Annotated in this window: 7 protein-coding genes; all 7 read right to left on the bottom strand. The window is 34.8% G+C overall.

The window, feature by feature from the left end:
• Positions 1-119 precede the first annotated feature (119 nt).
• Positions 120-1,403, bottom strand: a complete 1,284-nt coding sequence (locus ACIQ0M_RS08930; RefSeq protein WP_396151504.1) for a citrate synthase — start codon at positions 1,401-1,403, stop codon at positions 120-122.
• A 196-nt stretch (positions 1,404-1,599) separates the two neighbouring features.
• Positions 1,600-4,200 carry a T9SS type A sorting domain-containing protein gene (locus tag ACIQ0M_RS08925; RefSeq protein ID WP_396151503.1) on the bottom strand — a complete coding sequence of 867 codons (2,601 nt, stop codon included), beginning with the start codon at positions 4,198-4,200 and terminating at the stop codon, positions 1,600-1,602.
• Positions 4,201-4,210: 10 nt separating this feature from the next.
• The gene (locus ACIQ0M_RS08920; protein ID WP_396151502.1) at positions 4,211-7,504 is read right to left on the bottom strand and encodes a T9SS type A sorting domain-containing protein; all 3,294 of its coding nucleotides are present in this window, start codon (positions 7,502-7,504) and stop codon (positions 4,211-4,213) included.
• An 11-nt stretch (positions 7,505-7,515) separates the two neighbouring features.
• A complete protein-coding gene (locus tag ACIQ0M_RS08915) occupies positions 7,516-10,380 on the bottom strand; it encodes a T9SS type A sorting domain-containing protein (protein ID WP_396151501.1) in 2,865 nt (954 codons plus the stop codon).
• A gap of 84 nt (positions 10,381-10,464) precedes the next feature.
• Positions 10,465-11,226, bottom strand: a complete 762-nt coding sequence (locus ACIQ0M_RS08910) for a LytR/AlgR family response regulator transcription factor (protein ID WP_396151500.1) — start codon at positions 11,224-11,226, stop codon at positions 10,465-10,467.
• A gap of 57 nt (positions 11,227-11,283) precedes the next feature.
• Positions 11,284-13,251 carry a tetratricopeptide repeat protein gene (locus ACIQ0M_RS08905; RefSeq protein ID WP_396151499.1) on the bottom strand — a complete coding sequence of 656 codons (1,968 nt, stop codon included), beginning with the start codon at positions 13,249-13,251 and terminating at the stop codon, positions 11,284-11,286.
• Between the two features lie 170 nt (positions 13,252-13,421).
• On the bottom strand, positions 13,422-20,786 hold the full coding sequence (locus ACIQ0M_RS08900; protein ID WP_396151498.1) for a GEVED domain-containing protein: 7,365 nt from the start codon (positions 20,784-20,786) through the stop codon (positions 13,422-13,424).
• Positions 20,787-20,960: the final 174 nt, after the last annotated feature.

The raw sequence follows: 20,960 nt of genomic DNA, 5'->3' as shown, positions 1-20,960 counted from the left end.
ATTTTAAAGCACTTACAAATATATTTAAAAGAATGATACGTTTGACATGAATTGTTGATTTAATAAAAAGTAAAAAGCCTTCGGTGAGGAAGGCTTTATTATCATTCAATTAAAAATATTTATCTTTTCTCCACCGGAACAAAATCTCGCAACGGAGAACCTACATAAACTTGACGAGGTCTTCCGATTGGTTCTTTGTTCACTCGCATTTCTTTCCATTGGGCAATCCAGCCCGGTAAACGACCGATGGCAAACATTACGGTAAACATTTCAGTTGGAATCCCTAACGCACGGTAGATGATTCCGGAGTAGAAATCTACGTTTGGATACAAGTTTCTTGATTTGAAGTAGTCGTCTTCCAACGCTACTTTCTCTAATTTTTTGGCGATATCTAGTAATGGATCATCAATTCCTAACGCTCCTAACACATCATCAGCTGCTTTTTTAATGATTTTAGCTCTAGGGTCAAAGTTTTTATATACTCTGTGACCAAATCCCATCAATCGGAACGGATCGTCTTTGTCTTTTGCTTTTAATACATATTTATCAACATCACCACCGTTTTTGTGAATCTCTTCCAACATTTCTAAAACAGCTTGATTAGCACCTCCATGAAGTGGTCCCCAAAGTGCAGAAACTCCGGCTGAAATAGAAGCAAACAAACCGGCATGCGAAGAACCAACGATTCTTACGGTTGAAGTAGAACAATTTTGTTCATGGTCGGCATGAAGGATAAATAATTTATCCAATGCATTCACTACAATTGGGTCAATTTTATAAGGTCCGGTTGGCAATTCATACATTAAATGCATAAAATTTTGCACATACCCTTTTGTATTATCGTAATAGTTTAATGGGTAGCCCATTGATTTTCTGTACGTCCAAGTAGCAATTACCAAAAACTTCGCCATGGTTTTGCAAACCGCTTCATACATTTCTTTTTCGTTGTGTGGGTTCACTGACTTTGGATTAAAAGCAGTCAACGCACTCGTTAACGAGGCCAACACACCCATAGGGTGAGCTGTTTTTGGAAAACCGTCGATGATGTTTTTCATCTCTTCGTTCACCAAAGTATATTTACGAATATCGGTTTCAAATTTATTTAATTGTGCTTGGGTTGGTAAATCCCCAAAAATCAACAAATAGGAAACCTCCAGGAAATCTGCTTTTTCGGCTAAGTCTTCAATAGAATAGCCACGGTAGCGAAGAATTCCTTCTTCACCATCTAAAAAGGTAATTTCACTTTTGCATGATCCTGAATTTTTGTAACCCGGATCAATTGTGATTGCTCCGGTCAAGGCACGTAATTGGTCGATATCGATGGCGGCTTCATTTTCACTCCCTACGATTACAGGAAACTCATATTCTTTGCCTTCGAATTTTAATATTGCAGTTTTTGACATGATTTTATAAAAAATTAATAGGAATAAATTTTGTTTGTTGCGAAATTACGAAATAAAGTAGGATTGTTAAAATTTTATTCGAAACGATTTCGTTAAATTTAGTATAAATATTGCTAATTTCCTATCTATCGGTCAAAAACAAAAAACTCACGCATGAAAATACGTGAGTTTTCTAACTAAAATTAATTTAAACCACTTATTCTTTTATCAATTTTTCCACTTTACTTCCTAAATCTGTATTTATTTTTATAAAATACATTCCGTTTGCTCTTTCTGTTAAATTTATTTGGGAAGTGATGTCATTTACCAGTTGTGTTTGTAACAATCTTCCCTGAATATCATACAACTCAATTGTTTTGATTGTTGAATTATCTTTAATAGTAATATTGACAACATCTTTCACCGGATTTGGATAAATGGAAATCAAATCATTTAAAATTGGATTTACAACACTTAACGCTTGGAATAACGTTTCAGCTTCGTTTGTTTCGATTGGGAAATTGTAATCGAAATAGATATTGGCTCTTTTTTGAACATAATCGCCAGTCTGCAAAGTTCCATTGGTTTTCATTTTTAATAAGATATTGCCATGACCGCCGGACTCCAATTGTATGTTCTGGAAGACAAATTCAATAACATTTGCGTTCATTCGAACACTAGCATCATTGGATGTAGCCATAACTTGTAGTGAATTATAATCAAATTGATTTGGTTCAACCTCTACTTTTACCACAATATTTTCAGCTGGTGCTGTTCCTGTATTTTCAAATCGTACAATATAGTGTAAATAATTCCCAATTTCTGAGGGAGGAACCACATCGCCTTGCAAACAAGTAATATCGTTTGGATCATAAGAGCCTACCACGGTTTGGTTGTAAACAAAGGTATTGTCTTGCACGATTTCATCTCCCTCTTGGGGAAGAATAACTGAAGCAAAGGTTAATATATCATTTATGTTGACCGGATTTTCCGGGTCTGTTGGTGGATTAATAGCCATGGTTACTTCTATACTTCTGGATTCAAACGGCATTAAATCAGCATAATCCCACTGTAAACCACCGGGACTTTGAGCGGATGGCAACACAGATGTTGAGACCAATTGCATCAAATTTTGGTTGTAGAAAAAATTAACTCCGTATTGTTGCGACAGTATTTGGTTTCCTTTGTTTTTGTAAACAATCAAATATTCTGCTTCAAATCCCGGACGAGCTGGAGTGACCGGTGCGATGACAATTTCTAAGTCCGGATGGATGCCATTTGCCGTGATACAAAAATCCAAATTTGTCGTAGAATTATCAATTTCTTCAATAATAGCAATCCCCGGTTCGGGTGAAACTGTAAAGTAAGAAGGATTCTCTAAGACCGGAGTTAAAGCATACTCGCCTTCTGTCGCGGTGTAAAGATTATACACTCCAATATTATTCGAAAAAACAGATGAATTTGTTGAAACTGTGTTTAAGTCAACTGCTAGTCTGAAAAAAGGAAATGAGAAATCAGTCTCGTCGCAACCGTTGTTGTTTGCATCATAATTCACAGAACCTGTGATTATATTATAATCTCCGCCGGGAGTGAAAGAGCAATAGGAACTTAGTACAACGTTTGTCAAATTACTTGCATTAATAAAATTTTGAATTTGACTTATTTCATTTTCGTCAACACATATATATTCTAAGCTAGTACATTCAATCAGTCCATTACCATTAAAAATTTGAATTGTTCCATTTTTTAATGACAATCGTTTTAATTCGGTATTCGTATTTAAAATCAATATTCCCAAATTTGGGTTTGAAGAAAAATCCAACTCTTCAAACTGACCACCATAACAACTAAATTCATATAAATTAGTTAAATTGGATAAATCTAAATAAGGAATCAAGGTACCTGAACATTCTATACGATTTATATTTGGAGTTTCGCTTAGATCAAGAGTTGTAAAAAGATTTCCGCCACATTGTAATACTTGTAATGCAGGCATAGAACCTAAATCAAGGTTTGACAATGAATTTGACTCACACAATAAACTGTTCAAGTTGGGTAAATTACTAACTTGCAAAGAATTTAAATTTGCTAAAGTACAAACTACGCTCGTTAACGATGTAAATGATGTTAAATCCAAACTTCCAATATTTGTAAGTGTAACATCTAAAAAAGCTAGTGATGGTAATGAACTAATGTTTAAAGAGGACAACGATTGGTTGTTATCACAAATCAATTGTTCCAAATCAGGGAAACCGGAAATTGATAAACTAACTAAATTGTTATAACCACAATTCAAGATTTTTAGAGCCGTTGATTGAGATACATCTAAAGCTGACAAACTATTATATGTGCATGAAAAATACTCTAAACCAGTTAATCCGCTTAAGTTAAAATTACTAACACAAATTGTATTTGCTTCCAGTATTTTCAAGTTAGATAATCCATTAACAGACAATGTTCCCATGCAGTTATTACTACAATATAATTCTTGTAATAAACTCAAATTGGTAACATTCAAATTACTTATTTGATTGTTTGAACAATTGATTTTTTTTAAATTAGTAAAATCAGAAATCCCACTGAAATCAACAATACTGGAAAAAGGCACATTTAATGAATCAATAACCATGGCCTCAGCGACTTGAATCTCACCATCATTATTTTGATCAATTTTTAAATAACCTCCATTTCCATAGGCTATGGTATTAAAAGTGTTAGAAGACAACAACTTTGCCTTAAAATTTGCATCCGGAATATTGACAATTTGAGCTTGAATATACCCAGAAAACAAAAGGACTAAAATGAGAATCTTTTTCATAGCTTTTTTATTATTCTTTAATTAATTTTTCCACTTTACTTCCTTTGTCAGTATTGATTTTTATAAAATACATACCGTTGGCTCTTTCTGCTATATTTATTTCAGAAGTGACGTCGTTCACTACTTGTGTTTGCAATAATCTTCCTTGAATATCATATAATTCAATGGTTTTGAGGGTGGAGTTATCTTTGATAGTAATATTGACAACATCTTTCACCGGATTTGGATAAATTGAAATGATGTTATCTAAAACCGGATTTACAATATTTAAAGCTTGAAATAAGGTTTCGGCTTCATTCGTTACAATTGGAAAATTATAATCGAAATAAATATCTGCTTTTTTAGCTACTATATCGCCCACTTGAAGCGTTGGTTTTGTTTTCATTTTCAGTAAAATGTTGCCATGACCACCCGATTCTAATTGAATATTTTGGAAAATAACTTCTAAATTTTGCCCATTCATACGTATGTAAGCATCATGTGAGGTATTCAATAGTTGAAGAGATTGTGCATCATATTGCACCGGATTGATATTCAAATTTACCACTACATTTTCAGCGGGAGCATTACCGGTATTTTCAAAACGAATTAAATAGTGTAAATAATTTCCAATTTCGGATGGCGGAACCACATCGCCTTGCAAACAGGTGATATCGTTTGGATCGTATGAACCTACAACCGTTTGATTTAAAATAAACGTATTGTCTTGTACCATTTCATCACCGGCTTGTGGGAGAACTACCGACGTAAACACCAATTCATCATCAATATTTACAGGGTTTTCAGGATCTGTTGGCGGATTTATTTGCATGGAAACCACAATACTTCTTGATTCAAAAGGCATCAAATCAGCATAATCCCATTGCAAACCTCCCGGTCCCTGAGCAGAAGGAGGAGTTGATGCAGAAAGAAATTGCATCAAATTCTGGTTATAGACAAAGTTCACTCCGTATTGTTGTGACAGTACTTGATTGCCTTTGTTTTTGTAAACGATTTTATAAATTGCTACAAATCCTGGACGAGCAGGTATAACCGGTGCGATAACCACTTCCAAATCGGGATTCACGCCATTGGTTGTTACACAAAAATCTAATATCGTACTTGAATTGTCAATTTCATTGATAACTGCTGTACCCGGTTGTGGTGAAACAGAAAAATAAGTAGGATTTTCTAAAACCGGCGTTAAGGTATAAACGCCTTCTGTTGCCGTGTAAAGATTATACACTCCATTATTATTTGAAAAAACAGAAGAATTGGTGGAAACTGCATTCAAATCAACTGCTAATCTGAAAAAAGGAATGGAATAATCGGTTTCATTACAACCGTTATTGTTATCATCAAAACGTATATTACCGGTGATAGTGTTGTAATCTCCTCCGGGAGTGAAACTACAAAAGGAATTTACATTCACATTAGTTAACTGAATTGAATTCAAATAAGTTATAATATTGTTTACAATTAAATCATCTACACAAACATATTGCAAATTAAAATTTTCAGCCCAGTTCAAGGATTGAAACGATTGAACTCCGTTCTTCATAAAAATGGACTGTAGCGAGGGATTGTTAATACATTGAAAAAAAGTCAACGATGGAGCCATATTTACATTCACACTTGTTAAGCTTGGCATTTCCGAACATAAAAAGGTAGTTAAGTTTGCCAGTGGAGGAAGAATTATTTCTGTAAAATTATTCTGGTTTAACACTAATGTGCTAAGATTTACATTGGATGAAAAGTCTAAAACACTCAATCCCATGTCCTGACAATTCAGACTTTCTAAATTTACTAAATTATTTAAAACCGGAAGAAAATAATTACCTGCCAACTGTAAGGATATCAAAGGTTCAGATTGACTTAAATCCAAAGATGTTAATTGATTATATCGTACACTTAAATAATTTAAACTTGACAACATTGAAATATCCAAACTACTCAAAAAATTATAATCACAACCAAGTGAAACTAAATTTTGACATACTGAAACATCTAAACTTGATACATCATTTTGATCTATATTAAGTTCTATTAATTGAGGAGTACCTGATAAATCAACTGTTGTTAAATTATTTGCTGTAAAATAAAGTTTTTCTAAAAAAGGTAAATTATAATTGAATGTTGAAATACTATTTAAACTGGCATTTAACTCTTTTAAATTCACGAAACTTTCAATACCACTTATTGTTAAAATTGCATTTGGGTTGGGTAAAAAGGAATTGTTAATATTTAATAAAAATACTTCACTGGCCTCACTTACCTGAATTTCCCCATCATTATTAGCATCAATTTTAAAATATTGGAATTGCGAATTCATCGCAATTTGATTAGTTGTGTTTGCTGATAGTAATTTTGTTTTAAAGTTTGCATCAGGAATCAAAACAATATCATCTTCCAAAACAATTAAATCAAATGTCACAAAAGATGTACAACCTTGATATGAAGTGGCATAAAAGTAAATAGTCTGATTATTAACCAAGTTTTGGAAAGCAGTTGAATTGGTTATTTCAATATTAATTAATGGATTTTCTAGCGATTTGTAATAATACTTAATATCCAAAAAATCTGCGGGATCCATTCCATTAAGCATTATTGATTCGTTTACTGTTAAATCAAAAGTAGCTATACCATCGGAAGAACTTTCATAGACAATCAAATCGGGAGAAGATGCTAAATCAGGATTAGAAAAAACCACAGTATTAAAGCATTGAGGATTAGCAAACAATTGCGAACAAAACGGAAAGGTATTACTTCTAATTTCCGTAAAACAAAATGTAGATGTATCTACTAAAAAATTAACAGTTTGATTGAATAAGCCATTTTCATCTAAGTCTATGCTTAATTCAGTAGTGCCATTCATTGTAAAAAAAACAGTTGCGTTTGGTGTACCGGATAAATTTAAATAAAACTGTAATTGCTGTCCGTCGCAGATAGATGTTAACCAACTAAGAATCCCGAATTCTAAAGCTTCCCCCACTACCAAGTTAAATTGTGTAAATGCAAAATTTAATGGATTGGCATTTTCAAAAACTCGCACATAAATAGTTTGAGGACTAGTTGTATTGATATAAGCTGTTGGATTTGGAATTGCACCGGTTTCATTCTGAGCATCGCTTTCTGAAGTAAAAAAAACAACAGTGTAGGCTAAGGAATCTAAACCATTGAGAATTTCACCGATCGTCGAAGTTAAATCAAATGTTTCAAATCCGTCATTGTTTTGGTCACATTCTCCCAAATTATTGGGTTGAGCGATTGGCGGTTGTCCATAAAGTGAACATGAAAATAAAATAAACAAAAATAAACTTCTCATACTATGTTTTTTTAATTCTTAACTAATTTCTCTACTTTACTTCCTTTGTCGGTATTGATTTTAACAAAATACATTCCGTTGGCTCTTGAGGATAAATTTAATTCGGAAGTGATGTCATTCACTACTTGTATTTGCAATAATCTCCCCTGAATATCATATAATTCAATGGTTTTGATTGAGGAATTAGTTTTTACAGCAATATTGACAATGTCATTTGTTGGGTTTGGATGAATGGAAATAATGTTATCCAAAATAGGGTTTTCAATACTCAACGCTTGGAATAAGGTTTCGGCTTCGTTGGTGATAATTGGATAGTTATAATCAAAATAAATATCGGCTTTACTTTTCACTACATCACTATTTGTCAGCGTGTTTAAAGATTTCATTCGCAATAAAATATTCCCATGTCCACCGGAATCAAGGTATATCTGATTAAAGAAAAACTCCACTTTATTTCCTTTTATCTGTGCTCTAAGATTATGCGAACTTTCCAAAACTTTCAAACTGGAAACATCATAATTTGTTTCATCAATTTCCACCACAACTACTACATTTTCAGCATAAAAATTTCCGGTATTTTCAAAACGAATAACATAATGCAGTTCTTCACCAATTAAATCAGGCGAAACTACCTCACCTTCTATACAACGTATATCATTTGGATCATAAGCTCCTACAACTTTTTGATTTAGTACAAATGTGTTATCAGCCACATTTTCATCTCCTGCTTGTGGCATAACTACAGATGTAAAAACTAATTCATCATCTATATTAATCGGGTTTTCTGAATCCGTTGGAGCATTGATTAAAAAAGTCACTGTAATACTTCTACTTTCAAAAGGAATCAAATTTTCATAACTCCAGTTTAATGTTCCCTCAATTTGAGAATCGGGCGTTTGCGTAGAAGATACAAAACTCATAAGTTGCTGATTATAGAAAAAACTCAATCCATATTCTTGTGACAAGGTTTGATTTCCTTTATTTCGATAAACGATTTTATAAGTTGCTTCAAATCCGGGACGAGCAGGATTTATTGGTGCAATAATAACTTCTAAATCGGGATGAACTCCAGTAGGAGTTACACAAAAGTTTACCTCCACTTCGCTATTGTTTACGTATGGAAAATTAACAACGGTAGAGGAAGGAGTTACTGTGAAGTAAGAAGGGTTTTCCAATTCAGGAGTAATGGTAAAATTACCATTCTGAGTAAAATACATATAATTTCCTTGCAGATTAGTAAATGAAGCCCCTTCTTCTGTCCCATCGTTGATAAGAACTTTGGAAAGCAGGGTAAGACTATCGTCTTGAAGGCTACAGCCATTATTGGTAATATCATAATGAACAGAACCAAAAATCGTATTATAAATTCCTTCCGGAGAAAAAGAACAATAGGTATTCATAATTGAATTCGGACTAGTAAATAAATCTGTAAAAATGTCAAATTCATCAATACAAACTATTTGATTTACATCATTAATTGATGAAGCCGATAATGATATATCATCATTACGATATCCGTTTTTTAAATTTATTTGTGTTAAGTTAGGGTTGTTATTTAAATCTATTTCAAAAGAATTAGAATTTGATGAATTAGGTTTTACTTGAAAAGCAACATCAGACAAATCTAAATTTGTTAAATTATTAAATTGGATACTTATTTTATAAAGAATTGGTAAATTATTGAGAGTGACTGTTGTAAGTTGATTAAAAAGTAAACTTATTTCACTCAAAAATGGCTTGTTTATTATTTGCATATTAAGTATAGAATTATTTGATGCATTTATAATTTGAAGATTGTCATTGCTATTCAAATCTAAATTTGTTAATTGGTTGTTCTTAACACTTAAGAATTCTAGATTAGTACAATTTGATAAATCTATTTCTTCAAGTTGATTAAAATCACAATTCAATATTTCTAATTGGTTAGAACTTGATAAATTTAAATTTGTTAGATCATTATTAAATATTTGTAAGCTTAATAATTTGGGTAATGTACTGACATCTAAAGCTGTTATCGAATTATTTTGACATAAAAGCCATTTTAGATTATGAAAAGCTTCTATCCCCTCAAGGTTACTAATGTTTGAAGAACTAAGTCGTAAAAAAACTATAGAAGCGGCTTCTGAAAATTGAATTTCTCCATCTTGATTAGTATCTATTGCATTATATACATTAAGGGTTGAAGTACTATTAGGATTTACAGTCGAGGCAACTGAATTGGCTGAACTAGCAGATAACAATTTTGCCTTAAAATTACTGTTAAATATGTTAACGATTCCGTCTTCTCTAACAATTAAGTCAAAATGATCAAGGGTATAACATCCGGTAGAAGGGTATTCCACGCGAAAATAGATAGTTTGGGGGTTTGTTGTATTAGTAAAAGATTCCGGATTAGCTATAGAATTAAAATTATTTTCAGAATCAAGTTCATTCAAATAATAACTAATTTCTACACTTGATGAACTATTTAGTAGTGTTGATTGTGCCGTTAAATCAAATGTTGCAAAACCAGAATTTGGACTCTGAAACACCGTCATATTATTACTAAAAAAAATTGTTGGTTTTGTATAGGCATACAAGTAAAGACTTGTAATTGCAAAATTTAATGGGTTATTATTTTCGTTTACAACAACATCTATAACGCTAGTAGTTCCTGATGCTCTAACAAAACTATCTGGATTTATGATTGGTTTTCCAAAAATATAATAGGTTAAAGTATATAAATTAGGATCTAGATTTCCCAGTATTTCTGCATTCTTTTGTGTTAGGTCAAAAACCCCATCTCCACAAATGTGATAAGGAGTTGGTGTATTTATCTGAATCTGAGAAAAAGCAGCACTTGAAAATAATAACCAGATAAGTAGAATTTTTTTCATAGCAATTTATTTTTTTAAAAATACTATCCTTTTTTTAAAGAAATTTAGTTTAATGAGTATTTACTTGTTTTCATTTAGAATTCGCTACATCATCTTCAACAATTCCTGCAAACGTTCTTTTTTTCGTTGGGAAATGGGAAGATTACTGTTATCTGCCATCACCACATACCCACCATCCTTTTTAATATACGACTTCAAATAGGCCAAATTGATTAAATGCGATTGATGAATGCGTTCAAAACCGTGTTCCGTTAATAATTCTTCATATTCTTTCAAGGTTTTGGAAATCAAAATCGGTTTGTTGTTTTTGATGTAAAACTTCGTGTAATTATCTTCGCTTTCGCATCGGATGATATCACTGATTTCAAACAAATGAATTCCTTCCGATGTAGAAAGAGCTATTCGTTTGAAGTTATCTACTTTTCTGCGAATGTTCTCCAACAGCAAATCAATGTGAGCATAATTATCACTTTTAGACAACACTTCTTTAATCTTTTGAATCACTTTTTGCAGTTCTTCCGGGTCAACCGGTTTCAATAAAAAATCTAGGGCACTAAAGCGAAAGGCTTTGATAGCATATTGCTCATGGGCAGTGATAAAAACCACTTGCGAGGTTATTTTTCCGTTTATTTCGGCCAATTGCTCCAACACGTCAAAACCGGTGCCATCGGTTAATTGAATATCTAAAAACAAAACACTTGGTTTTAATCGTTGAATAGTTTCCACACCGGATTGCACACTATCGGCTTCACCGATAATAGAAATATCCGGTGCACACCGAGAAAGCATTTGTCGCATTCCGGCTCTTAGGTTAGCATCGTCGTCGATTAATATGGCTGTTGTCATTTTCTGGTTACGAGTTGCGGGTTGCGGGTTTTTGTTGGGTTTGCAAACCGTTTGTTATTATTTTATGTATTGTATCGGTAAATTCAAAACTACTTTTGTGCCTTGAATTTCACCTAACTCATTTTTAATTTCTTTTATTTCCACATTCGCTTTTTGAGCAGTGGATGCTTCCATCATTTCCAATCGCTTTTTAGTGATATCGAGTGCCATTGATTTGTGGATAGCTACTAAATTTTCTTTGATTTCTTTGGATTTTTCAAACCCAATTCCATCGTCTAAAATGGTGCAAACGAGATTATCTTTTTCGATTGAAAAATCAATAGAAATAGTTCCATTTTCTTTTTTTGGTATCAAGCCATGAATAATTGCATTTTCAACAAAAGGTTGTAAAAGCAAAGGCGGAATCGCCATGTCATCTTCAATATCATTACTTTTTGAAATTTTAAATTCGAATACATTGTTAAAACGAAGTTGTTCCAACTCCAAATAATTTTGCAAACTCTCCATTTCCTTGTCGATTGGAATGAGTGATTCTTTTGAGTATTCTAATGTCAATCGCATCAACTTGGAAAACTTTGACAAGTATTTGATAGCCGAATCGGTTCCGTTTTGAACAATAAAACTGGAGATGGAACCCAAACAATTGAATACAAAGTGTGGATTCATTTGTAGGTGCAAGGCTTTTTGTTCGTATTCTGCCAATTCTTTTTGCAAGGTTAAATTCTTCTTTAATTGAATGCGGTTGTAAATTAAAAAGGCGATACCCAACATAAGCAATACAAACAAAGCGGTAAAAATAGTTTGCAGTGTTTGTCGTTTGGATTGTTCAGCTAAGAGTAATGCTTTCTTTTCCGCTTCTTTTTTCTTAATGGTTTCTTTCTTTTCAAACTCATAATTCATTTCGGCTTGCACACTTTTTCGAATGTTTTCATGATTAATCAAGCTGTCTTGTGCCGTTTTGTATAGTTTAAAATGTTTGAATGCTTCGGTAGGTTGATTGAGTTTCTCATAAATGGAACTCATTAATTTTTCGGCTAAAGCTGTACCTTCCAACACATTGAGCTGTTTGGATAATTCGGCTGCTTTTTGGGCATGAAACAACGCTTCACTCCAATTATTTTGTTCATAAAAATATTCGCCCATAAAAAGATACGTATCCGATTTTCCAAATTTATCGTCTATTAAATCGAACGTTTGGAGAGCTAAATTCCAACTTTCTAACGCTTTGGATGAATTAGAATTTTGCTTATGAAGCAATCCCAAATTATTATATAGTTCACCCAAACCTCTCGGATTTGGAAATTTTTCAAAATAAAATTTTGCTTTGGTGTAATAGTCCTCGGCTTCTTTGAGGTTATTTTGTTTTAAATGAAGATTTCCGATATTGGTTAGGGTAATTCCAACGGTTGGATCGCCCACTTTTTCTTGAAGTTTTTGTGCTTTACTAAAGTAATCTAACGCTTTGAAATCTTCTTTTTGTGCCCGGTAGACAATTCCGATATTATTATAAACACGTGCTAATTTTTCTTCTTCCTTTGTTTCTTCATAAATACTAACCGCTTTTAAATGGTGTTGAAGAGCTTTTGCATAATTACTTTGTTCCGAAAAAACAACACCCATGCTGCCATATACTCTCGCTAAACCGTTTTTAAGTTTGCGGTTGTCTTTTACATTTACTGCCAATTCATTTTCATAAACCACTTTGGCTTGGGAGAAAAAGTCCAAAGCTTTCGGATAATCGCCCGAAATAATATTGACAATACCCAAATTGAGTAAAGCGGTTGCTTCTTCAGCTTTGTAGTTTATTTTTTTGGCTAATGCTAGTGCTTTTGTTGCATATTCTTCCATCAAATCCGGATTACTACTTTTGTAATAATCGGCCATTTCATTGAGAAGTTGCACTTTTTCAATGTCACTTTTGGATTTATTCAATACATTCTTTAAGCTATCCGCAGTTTTGTTTTGTGCTAAAACCAAGTAAAAACTGGAGCAATACAAAAAGAATAAAAGGTATAACTTCTTCATACACATTATTTGAATAACAAATATAAGTTATCCATTTTGAAGTTAATCGGTAAATGAGTAATTGTAGGTTTTGAATGAGAATCTGAAAAATAAAAAAACCTCCGATTGCTCGGAGGTTTTAATTTATTTAACTCTGTACTTTAGAACCTTAGTCCCTCAGTCACTTGGTTTTATTGTTTTACCACTCTTACGGCTCTCGTTTCATTACCTTGTGTTACAATTACGTTGTATACACCTGATGGATAACGATCTCCGAATTGGTAGTTACTTGCATCTTGAGCTTTCACTTCTTTCACTTCTAAAAGTCTTCCTGCCATGTCATAAACAGTCAAGCTAACAGTTTCAGTATTTGAAGTTCTTACATCAATCGCAAAACTTGTGGCAAATGGGTTTGGATAAGCAATGGCTTTGAACTCATTTACAGCACTTTCGTCTATTCTAGTAACTTCGTCAGGTCTTGCTGCTCCCGGAGTAATGATACTACATGATTTACCATAAGGTCCCCACACACCGTTTAAGCGGATAGCCACTCGTACAGTATAGGTTTCACCAGGTAATAATCCTGTAAAGTTATTCAAGGTAACAGTTCGAATAGGTCTGTCAAACGTTTGGTTGTAAGGTTGACCTAAGTTTTGTAACAAGAAGCGGTATTGTTCTGCTCCTGGATAAGACTCTGCGAAAATAGTCTCAGTGTTAGAAATTACTTGATAATCATCACATTGAGCATCTTCTAATCCAACAGTTGGGAACATTGGTGTAGTAATGTTACATACCGGACCATATGATAAATAAGTTCCATCTGTATTTCTTACCGCAACTTCCACATTGTAAGTAGTGTTGTACTCAAATGACGTTAAGTTACTCATCTTGAAATCTCTAATCGGACGATCAATAGTTTGAACATCGATTGGATTCAACGTATTGGTTACTCTGAATCGGTATCCTGTTGCAAAAGGTACAATGTCTGCAAAGATTGAATTGTTGATGTTACTCAACGTTGTATTACACTGAGATGCCTGAATTTGTGTAGTAGTATCAGGTGTAGATACAGTACAACCAGTTCCGTAGAATGATTCCCAAACATTATTTCTTCTCACAGCTACCTCAACCATATAAGTTGTGTTGAATGCATAGTTTGTTAACTGTGTGATTCGGAATGCTCTTAGTAACTGATCAATAGTTTGTACTTCGTTTGTACTCATATTAGTAACTCTAAATCGGTAACCTTGAGCACCAGAAACGATATTAGCATAAACATAACTATTCACTGCAGCTAAAGTAGTACCACATAAAGTAGGAACAACAACTGTAGTAGAAGGACAACCTGTGGTAGTAAGTTCAAAACTAAAATTAGCTTCTCTCTCACAACCTAATCCATTCACACTTGAAGCTGTGTAACTAGTTGGACTAGTTTCAGAAACTTTAGCATATACTGTTGCTGCATTAGTTCCTGTATAAGGAACTGTTCCAGCTGCATCGGTATACAAATCTGTAGTTGGAGACCAAGTTATAGTTGGAGTACTAAGTGTTCCAACAACTTGGAAGTTATCAATTGCCCAATACCAAGCCCATCCGTCTTGGTATCTAAAACGAATAGAAACCGATGGCTGATTTAAAGCTCCTGCCGGTAAAGCAACTGTATCCTGAACAAATGCTGCAGGTGCACCTTGAGTTGTGTTATATGTTCTAAACGAAACCCAGTTAACACCATCAACAGAGTACTCTACATTTTGCGTTAGAGTTAAATGTCTGTAATAATGGAAGTAACTTACATTTACTGCGGAATATCCAACAGTACTAAATGTTGGTGACTGTAATCTAGCATTTGCTGTTACACCACTACCGGCTGCATCAGGATTAGATAAATAATACTGACTCGCATCATTACTGGTAAAAGTACTACCTTGTGTAAATGGACTTGGTCTTAATGTCCAAGCTACATTAGCAGGATTAGCTCCACCTGTTGTAAGGTTTTCTGTGATCCAACCGTTTGTAGCTCCATTAAAGTTTTCAGACAAAATAATATTTGTAGTTGAAACCGGTGAAGCTGTTAATTGCTTTAATTCACCAACACAAGCAGTAGTAGCACTACCACTAGAAGTAATTTCTAATTCCGGATTTGGAATGATAGATACTACTGTAGAACCGGAAGTTGAACAATCATCTGCAGTTGTAGCAGTAAATGTATAAGTTCCAGCTGATGCAACTGTTACATTTAACAGGGTTGGGTTTTGCTCTGTTGAACTAAATCCGTTTGGACCAGTCCAAGAAAAAGTAACGCCAATGTCTGAAGTACCAGTTAAGTTGATTGTATCACCCTCACAAAATACACCATTGCTAGAAGCTACAGCAGTAGGAAGAGCATTTACAGTTAAAGTTACGACATCTGAAGTAATTGGTTCACCACATGATGGCGTAACTACTACATCATAAGATGCAGCGTCTGTAGCAGAAATAGCTGTTAAGGCTAAAGTAGATGAAGTAGCTCCATCGATATCAAAACCATCTTTTCTCCATTGATAGGTTAAACTAGGTCCTGACGCAGAAACACTAAATGAAGCATCTGTTCCTTCACATTGTGTTAACGAAACAGGTTGAGTTTCAATAAGTGCTCCTGAAACTACCTCAACAGATACTTGTGCAGTGGTTGAACATCCTGCTGCTCCAGTCACAACTACAGTGTAAGTAGTATCTTCGGATGGATTAGCAACAGGGTTTTGAGCACTTGAAGTAAATCCTGCTGGCTCAGATGTCCAAGAATAAGTAAATACAGGTAAATTAGCTGGTGTAAATGTGTAACTTCTTCCAGAATCAATTGCACCCGTATTATTCGTAATAAACGACGATGTCGTATTAGTGTTTGTTGTTGTGTTCACTGTATTGTAAACTGCAGTTGCAGTAGCCAATCCAATAGTTGCACCTGAATTAGCAGTATTTACAACCATTCCGTTTCCATATACAAACTGAATTACATTGGTACTCTCATACAACCATGCTTGGAATCTAGCTGCAGCGGTTCCTGTTGTATTTCTAGGCACAGTAACAAACCATTCTATAATCAAAACTCGATTAGGTGCTTGACCTGACAGTTTATAACGTACATTACCATTAAGACCCGTTGCTAAATCGTCCCAATAAGCTAAAATAGCTGGAGTAGCGGTATTTGCATTTGCAGCTGAGTTTGTCCATTGACTAGTTGCAGCAGTAGCTCCTAATCTGATTAAACCATTAGCATTTACTGAAAACTGTGTGCGGTTTACTCCGGCATAATTAAATGTAAACCCAATGTTATTAACTGCTGATACACCATCATCAGAACTTGAGGCAATTAATTGAGTAGCTCCAACCATTGGATCTAATGCGACACCGGTAGTGGTTGAAAAAACATAAGTATTAACTGCTCCTATTGTAAAACTTTGAATTGCAGAAGAAGATAATTGTACATTTTCTTCTGGACAAATTGTCGCTAAATTAGAGGTAGCTGTCGCTTGAACTGCATTACCTACAGTTACATTAACTGTTGTTGTATTTGTACATCCGTTAGCATCTGTACCTGTTACAGTATATAAAGTAGTAACAGATGGTGAAGCTGTAACAACAGCACCTGTTGTACTACTTAATCCTGAAGCTGGTGACCAAGTATATGATACTGCTCCAGAAGCTGTTAAAGTAACAGGATCTCCAGGAGAACAGAAAGTAGCAGAACTTGGAGTTACAGAAATAGTTGGTTGTTGAACAGTTAAAGTTACCACATCAGAATTTAATGGTAAACATGGTGAAGTTCCACTTACAACGGCTCTATAATAAGTTATACCCACTGGAGTAGCAGGAGTAACATTCACGTTAATCGAAGCACCTGTTCCAACATTTGACCAAGTGTCAACTCCATTTGGAGAAACTTGCCACTGAATACCGGTAACAACACCACTAGTAGCTACGCTAAAGTTAGCAGTAGTAGTAATTCTACAAACTTGAACACTGTCCGGTTGATCTGTAATAGCAACACCCTCGTTTACTGATAACGTAGCAGGGTTAGAAGTAGCAGCATTGGCAGGACCAGTAACTACTGCTCTAAATCTATATCCGTCATGAACTAAAGTGATTGTAGAAACAGATAAAACATCAGTAGCTGAATCAGCAATAGTCATACCGTCTAAATTACCATCAGCAACCGGTTGCCAGTTGTCAGTTCCGTCAGCATCATATTCCCATGAATAAGTAATATCTTCTTCTAAATCATCTCCTGATCTAACTACTGTAAAGGTAGTTGAACCACCATCACACAAGGTAACACTAGAAGGATCAGAACCGATTCCTGTATCACCAACGTTTAATATTGAATTAGGAGTTGTTGTTTCAGCTGTACAAGGAGAAAGTCCTGATACTTCACAATAAAACTCAAATCCATTCATATCAGAAGGAACACTTCCAACAACCAATGAAGATGAAGTTGAACCGGAATATGACTCTCCATATAAGCTCGATAAATCATCTAACTCATAAGTATCAATCCCATCAAAAGCAAACCATTGATAAGTTAAACCAGATCCTGTTGCTGCAACGGTAAACGTCGCGTCATTTCCAGTAACCACCGTTTGGCTTGGCGTAAATGAACTAATTACAACCGGTGCATTAACCGTTACATCATGAGTAACAACAGTTGTACAACCATTATCGGTTACTGAATAACTGATTGTTACAGTTCCCTCAGCAACACCTGTTACAGTACCTCCTACTACGGTTGCAACGGCTTCATTAGAAGAAGACCACGTTCCACCCGGAGAACCTGGCGTCAACAATAATGTATTTGGCATACATAATGCCGAATCACCAATAATTGGGTTTACAGTAGGAAAAGGATTCACTACCAATGCATTAGCACTAGAAGCTGATCCATTTGTGCTAGGTTCAGAAAACACAGTAATTACACCTTCAGTATTTCCCGCAGGAACAACAGCTGTAATTTGTGTATCATTATCTATTACAAAAGAAGACGCTTCAATTCCGTTAAATTGAACTGAAGTAGCACCAGTAAAGTTTGAACCGGTTATTACAACAGAATCTCCACCGGCTTCACCACAAATAGCATCTGGAGCAAAAGTAGTAACAACTACAGGAGGAGGGGTTAATGACCAACCTAAAGTGAAAGTACCACTTCCAGCACCAAAACCATCTTGAACCCAATAAACTGTTTGAGTACTTCCGGTAGTATTTGTCCAATTAGCAGTTGTAGTATCTGTGTCATCTAAACACAAAATCTCTGTTTGAGCTGCACAAGAACCATAGAACAAAGCATGAACAGAATCATAATTATTTTCTGTTTGACCAATACTTAAAGTAAAACCATTTGGAACAGTTATAGAGTAAAATGAATCTGGAGCAGTATTTGTTCCATTACATGAAGGACTATAATTGTCACTAAATCCAGTTGTAGCAGAAGATAATGGTGAAGTTAATAAATCTAAATTAACAGCTCCTGTACAAATATCATTTGCAGGAACATTTTCTGTAGTAAAGCTCCATTCAGCACAAGGACCAACAGCTTCACCACCACTATTTACAGGTACTATTCTCCAAAAATTGGTTTGATTATACAATAAATTTGTTATTCCAACAGTAGGATTTCCGGAAACAGGAGCAGGAAGGTTACCTATCAATGTCAAGGCACCACTGGTTGTTCCGAAATAAACATTATAAGAAGTAGCTGCTCCTTCAGTTGGAGAAGTTACAGGTGCATTCCACGTTAATTGTGCTGCTCCTTCAACAATTGCAACACCGGTTGCTCCGTCAGCAGGAGAAATTAAAGTTGTACATGCAGGAGGATTATCAATCGTTGAAAATGCAAACGGTCCAGTCCAATCACTAAATAAGACCCCTGTTTGACAAACGGCTCTTACGTAGAATTCATAGTCTGTACCAAGTGTTAATTCATCAGCGTCAAAAGTCGTTGTAGCAGATGCTTCACCAGCACCGGCAGGTTCTCCTAAGCCAGTTGCTTGTACAACTACTTCCCATGCAGTTTCAGCACAACCTAACGTCCATGATAAATCTGCCGTTGTTTGAGTTATATTAGAAACAGCTAAATTACCTGGAGCAGGACATGGATCAGCTGCAGTTACAGTTACATCGTAATCTTCAGTTTCTCCAAATCCATAAGTCGTACAAGGGTCTATTAAATTACCCGTTGTATTCCATACATCTCTTACTCTTAGTCGATGAGTACCTAGTGGAGGATTACATGCTAACGTTATATTGAAGTTTGCTGTTCCATTTGCAGCTATTGATGATGTCGTAAAGCCTATTCTTTCAGAAGTCTCAAATACGCCATTATCATTATAATCTATCCAAGCGGCAACATTTTGACCACCGAAAGTTCCAACAGAAATTGTAACAGTGTAAGTTGCACCTGCTTGAAGTTCAGCAGTATAATTTGGAAGACCTGTAAAATAAGTATAAGAAGGATTAACAGGGCTAGTTCCTGAATTATTTGCCAAAGTTGTTCCTCCAATTACTATGTTAGAAATTAAGTCTCCACTAGTTTTACCTGATGTATAACCTGGGTTACAAAATATCAAATTTGCACCCGTAGTAAACGATTGTTCAACACAACCAACAGCATCACCATTGTTGTTTTTAGGAACAATTTTGTAGTAATATAGAGTATTAGGCAATAAAGCCGAGGGTGATAAATAGGAGGTTACTCCAACATTAGCTACAAAAGGAGCCGGTGTAGTAGTACCTAAATAAACATCATAGCTAGTTGGTCCTCCAGTTGCGGCTGTCCAAGAAAGCAAAGTGTTTCTAGCCACATCAGTAGCCAAATCTGCAGGCAAAACACCTGTTGCACAATTTGGAGGTGTAACAGAGGCCTGATTCAAAATCACATTATCTAAGTAAACATAATAATCAGGAGTCGTACTTGCTCCATAAGCTAATCTAAACCTAACTCTTATTGTATTACCACTAGGCAATGATGCTCCAGGAACCACATACGCAACATTCGTACATGCCGTTGTTACTGTTCTATTAGCAGGATTAATTGTACCTGCTGTAACGGTATAAGTAGTTCCTCCATTAGTTGAAACTTCAGTAATAATTTGCCCCCAATCCGGAGTGTTTGGTGTAGCAACGGTAGGTGGATCTACTGAAACCCAGTTTAACATCTTGTAATCAAAGGAGATATTCAAATCTTGCCCATTTGACACCCAAGTTGGTGTTTGAGCATTACCTGTTGTAGCTGAACTCCATTGATTTTTTCGAATAGCTCCGGCTCCTGTACAAGGTACACTTGTAGTGCGAGAAAAACCAGTGTAGCTCCAACCAGCAGGTGTAGTAGCACCGTTAAAACTCTCATTAATAGAAACCTGAGCATAAGAATCTATACCGGCAAACAAGCCGATTAAGATGAAAACACTCACTAGCCATGACTTTAGAAAATTACCAGAAGAGTTGGTCAATTGACCAACAAAGTCCGGTTCTCGGGTTTTGAGCTGCGTCCCCAAACGCCAACTCAAGGAATTGTAGTATTTAATCATAATTAAAAAAATTGGTTTAAAATAAGTTAGTGAATATAGTAATTATTGTTAACATGTTGTTAAGCAAATGAGCACAAATCGTTAAAAAACATATTTAATCGATAAAATGCAAAATCAACTATTTTAACAATTTTTTTCATGCTTTTGCAATAAAAAACAAAACCCTTAGAAAAA

The organism is Flavobacterium sp. (assembly GCF_044339515.1).
Lineage (GTDB): Bacteria > Bacteroidota > Bacteroidia > Flavobacteriales > Flavobacteriaceae > Flavobacterium.
The sequence above is the reverse complement of the archived record's forward strand: the minus strand, read 5'-3'. Positions and strand labels throughout refer to the sequence as shown.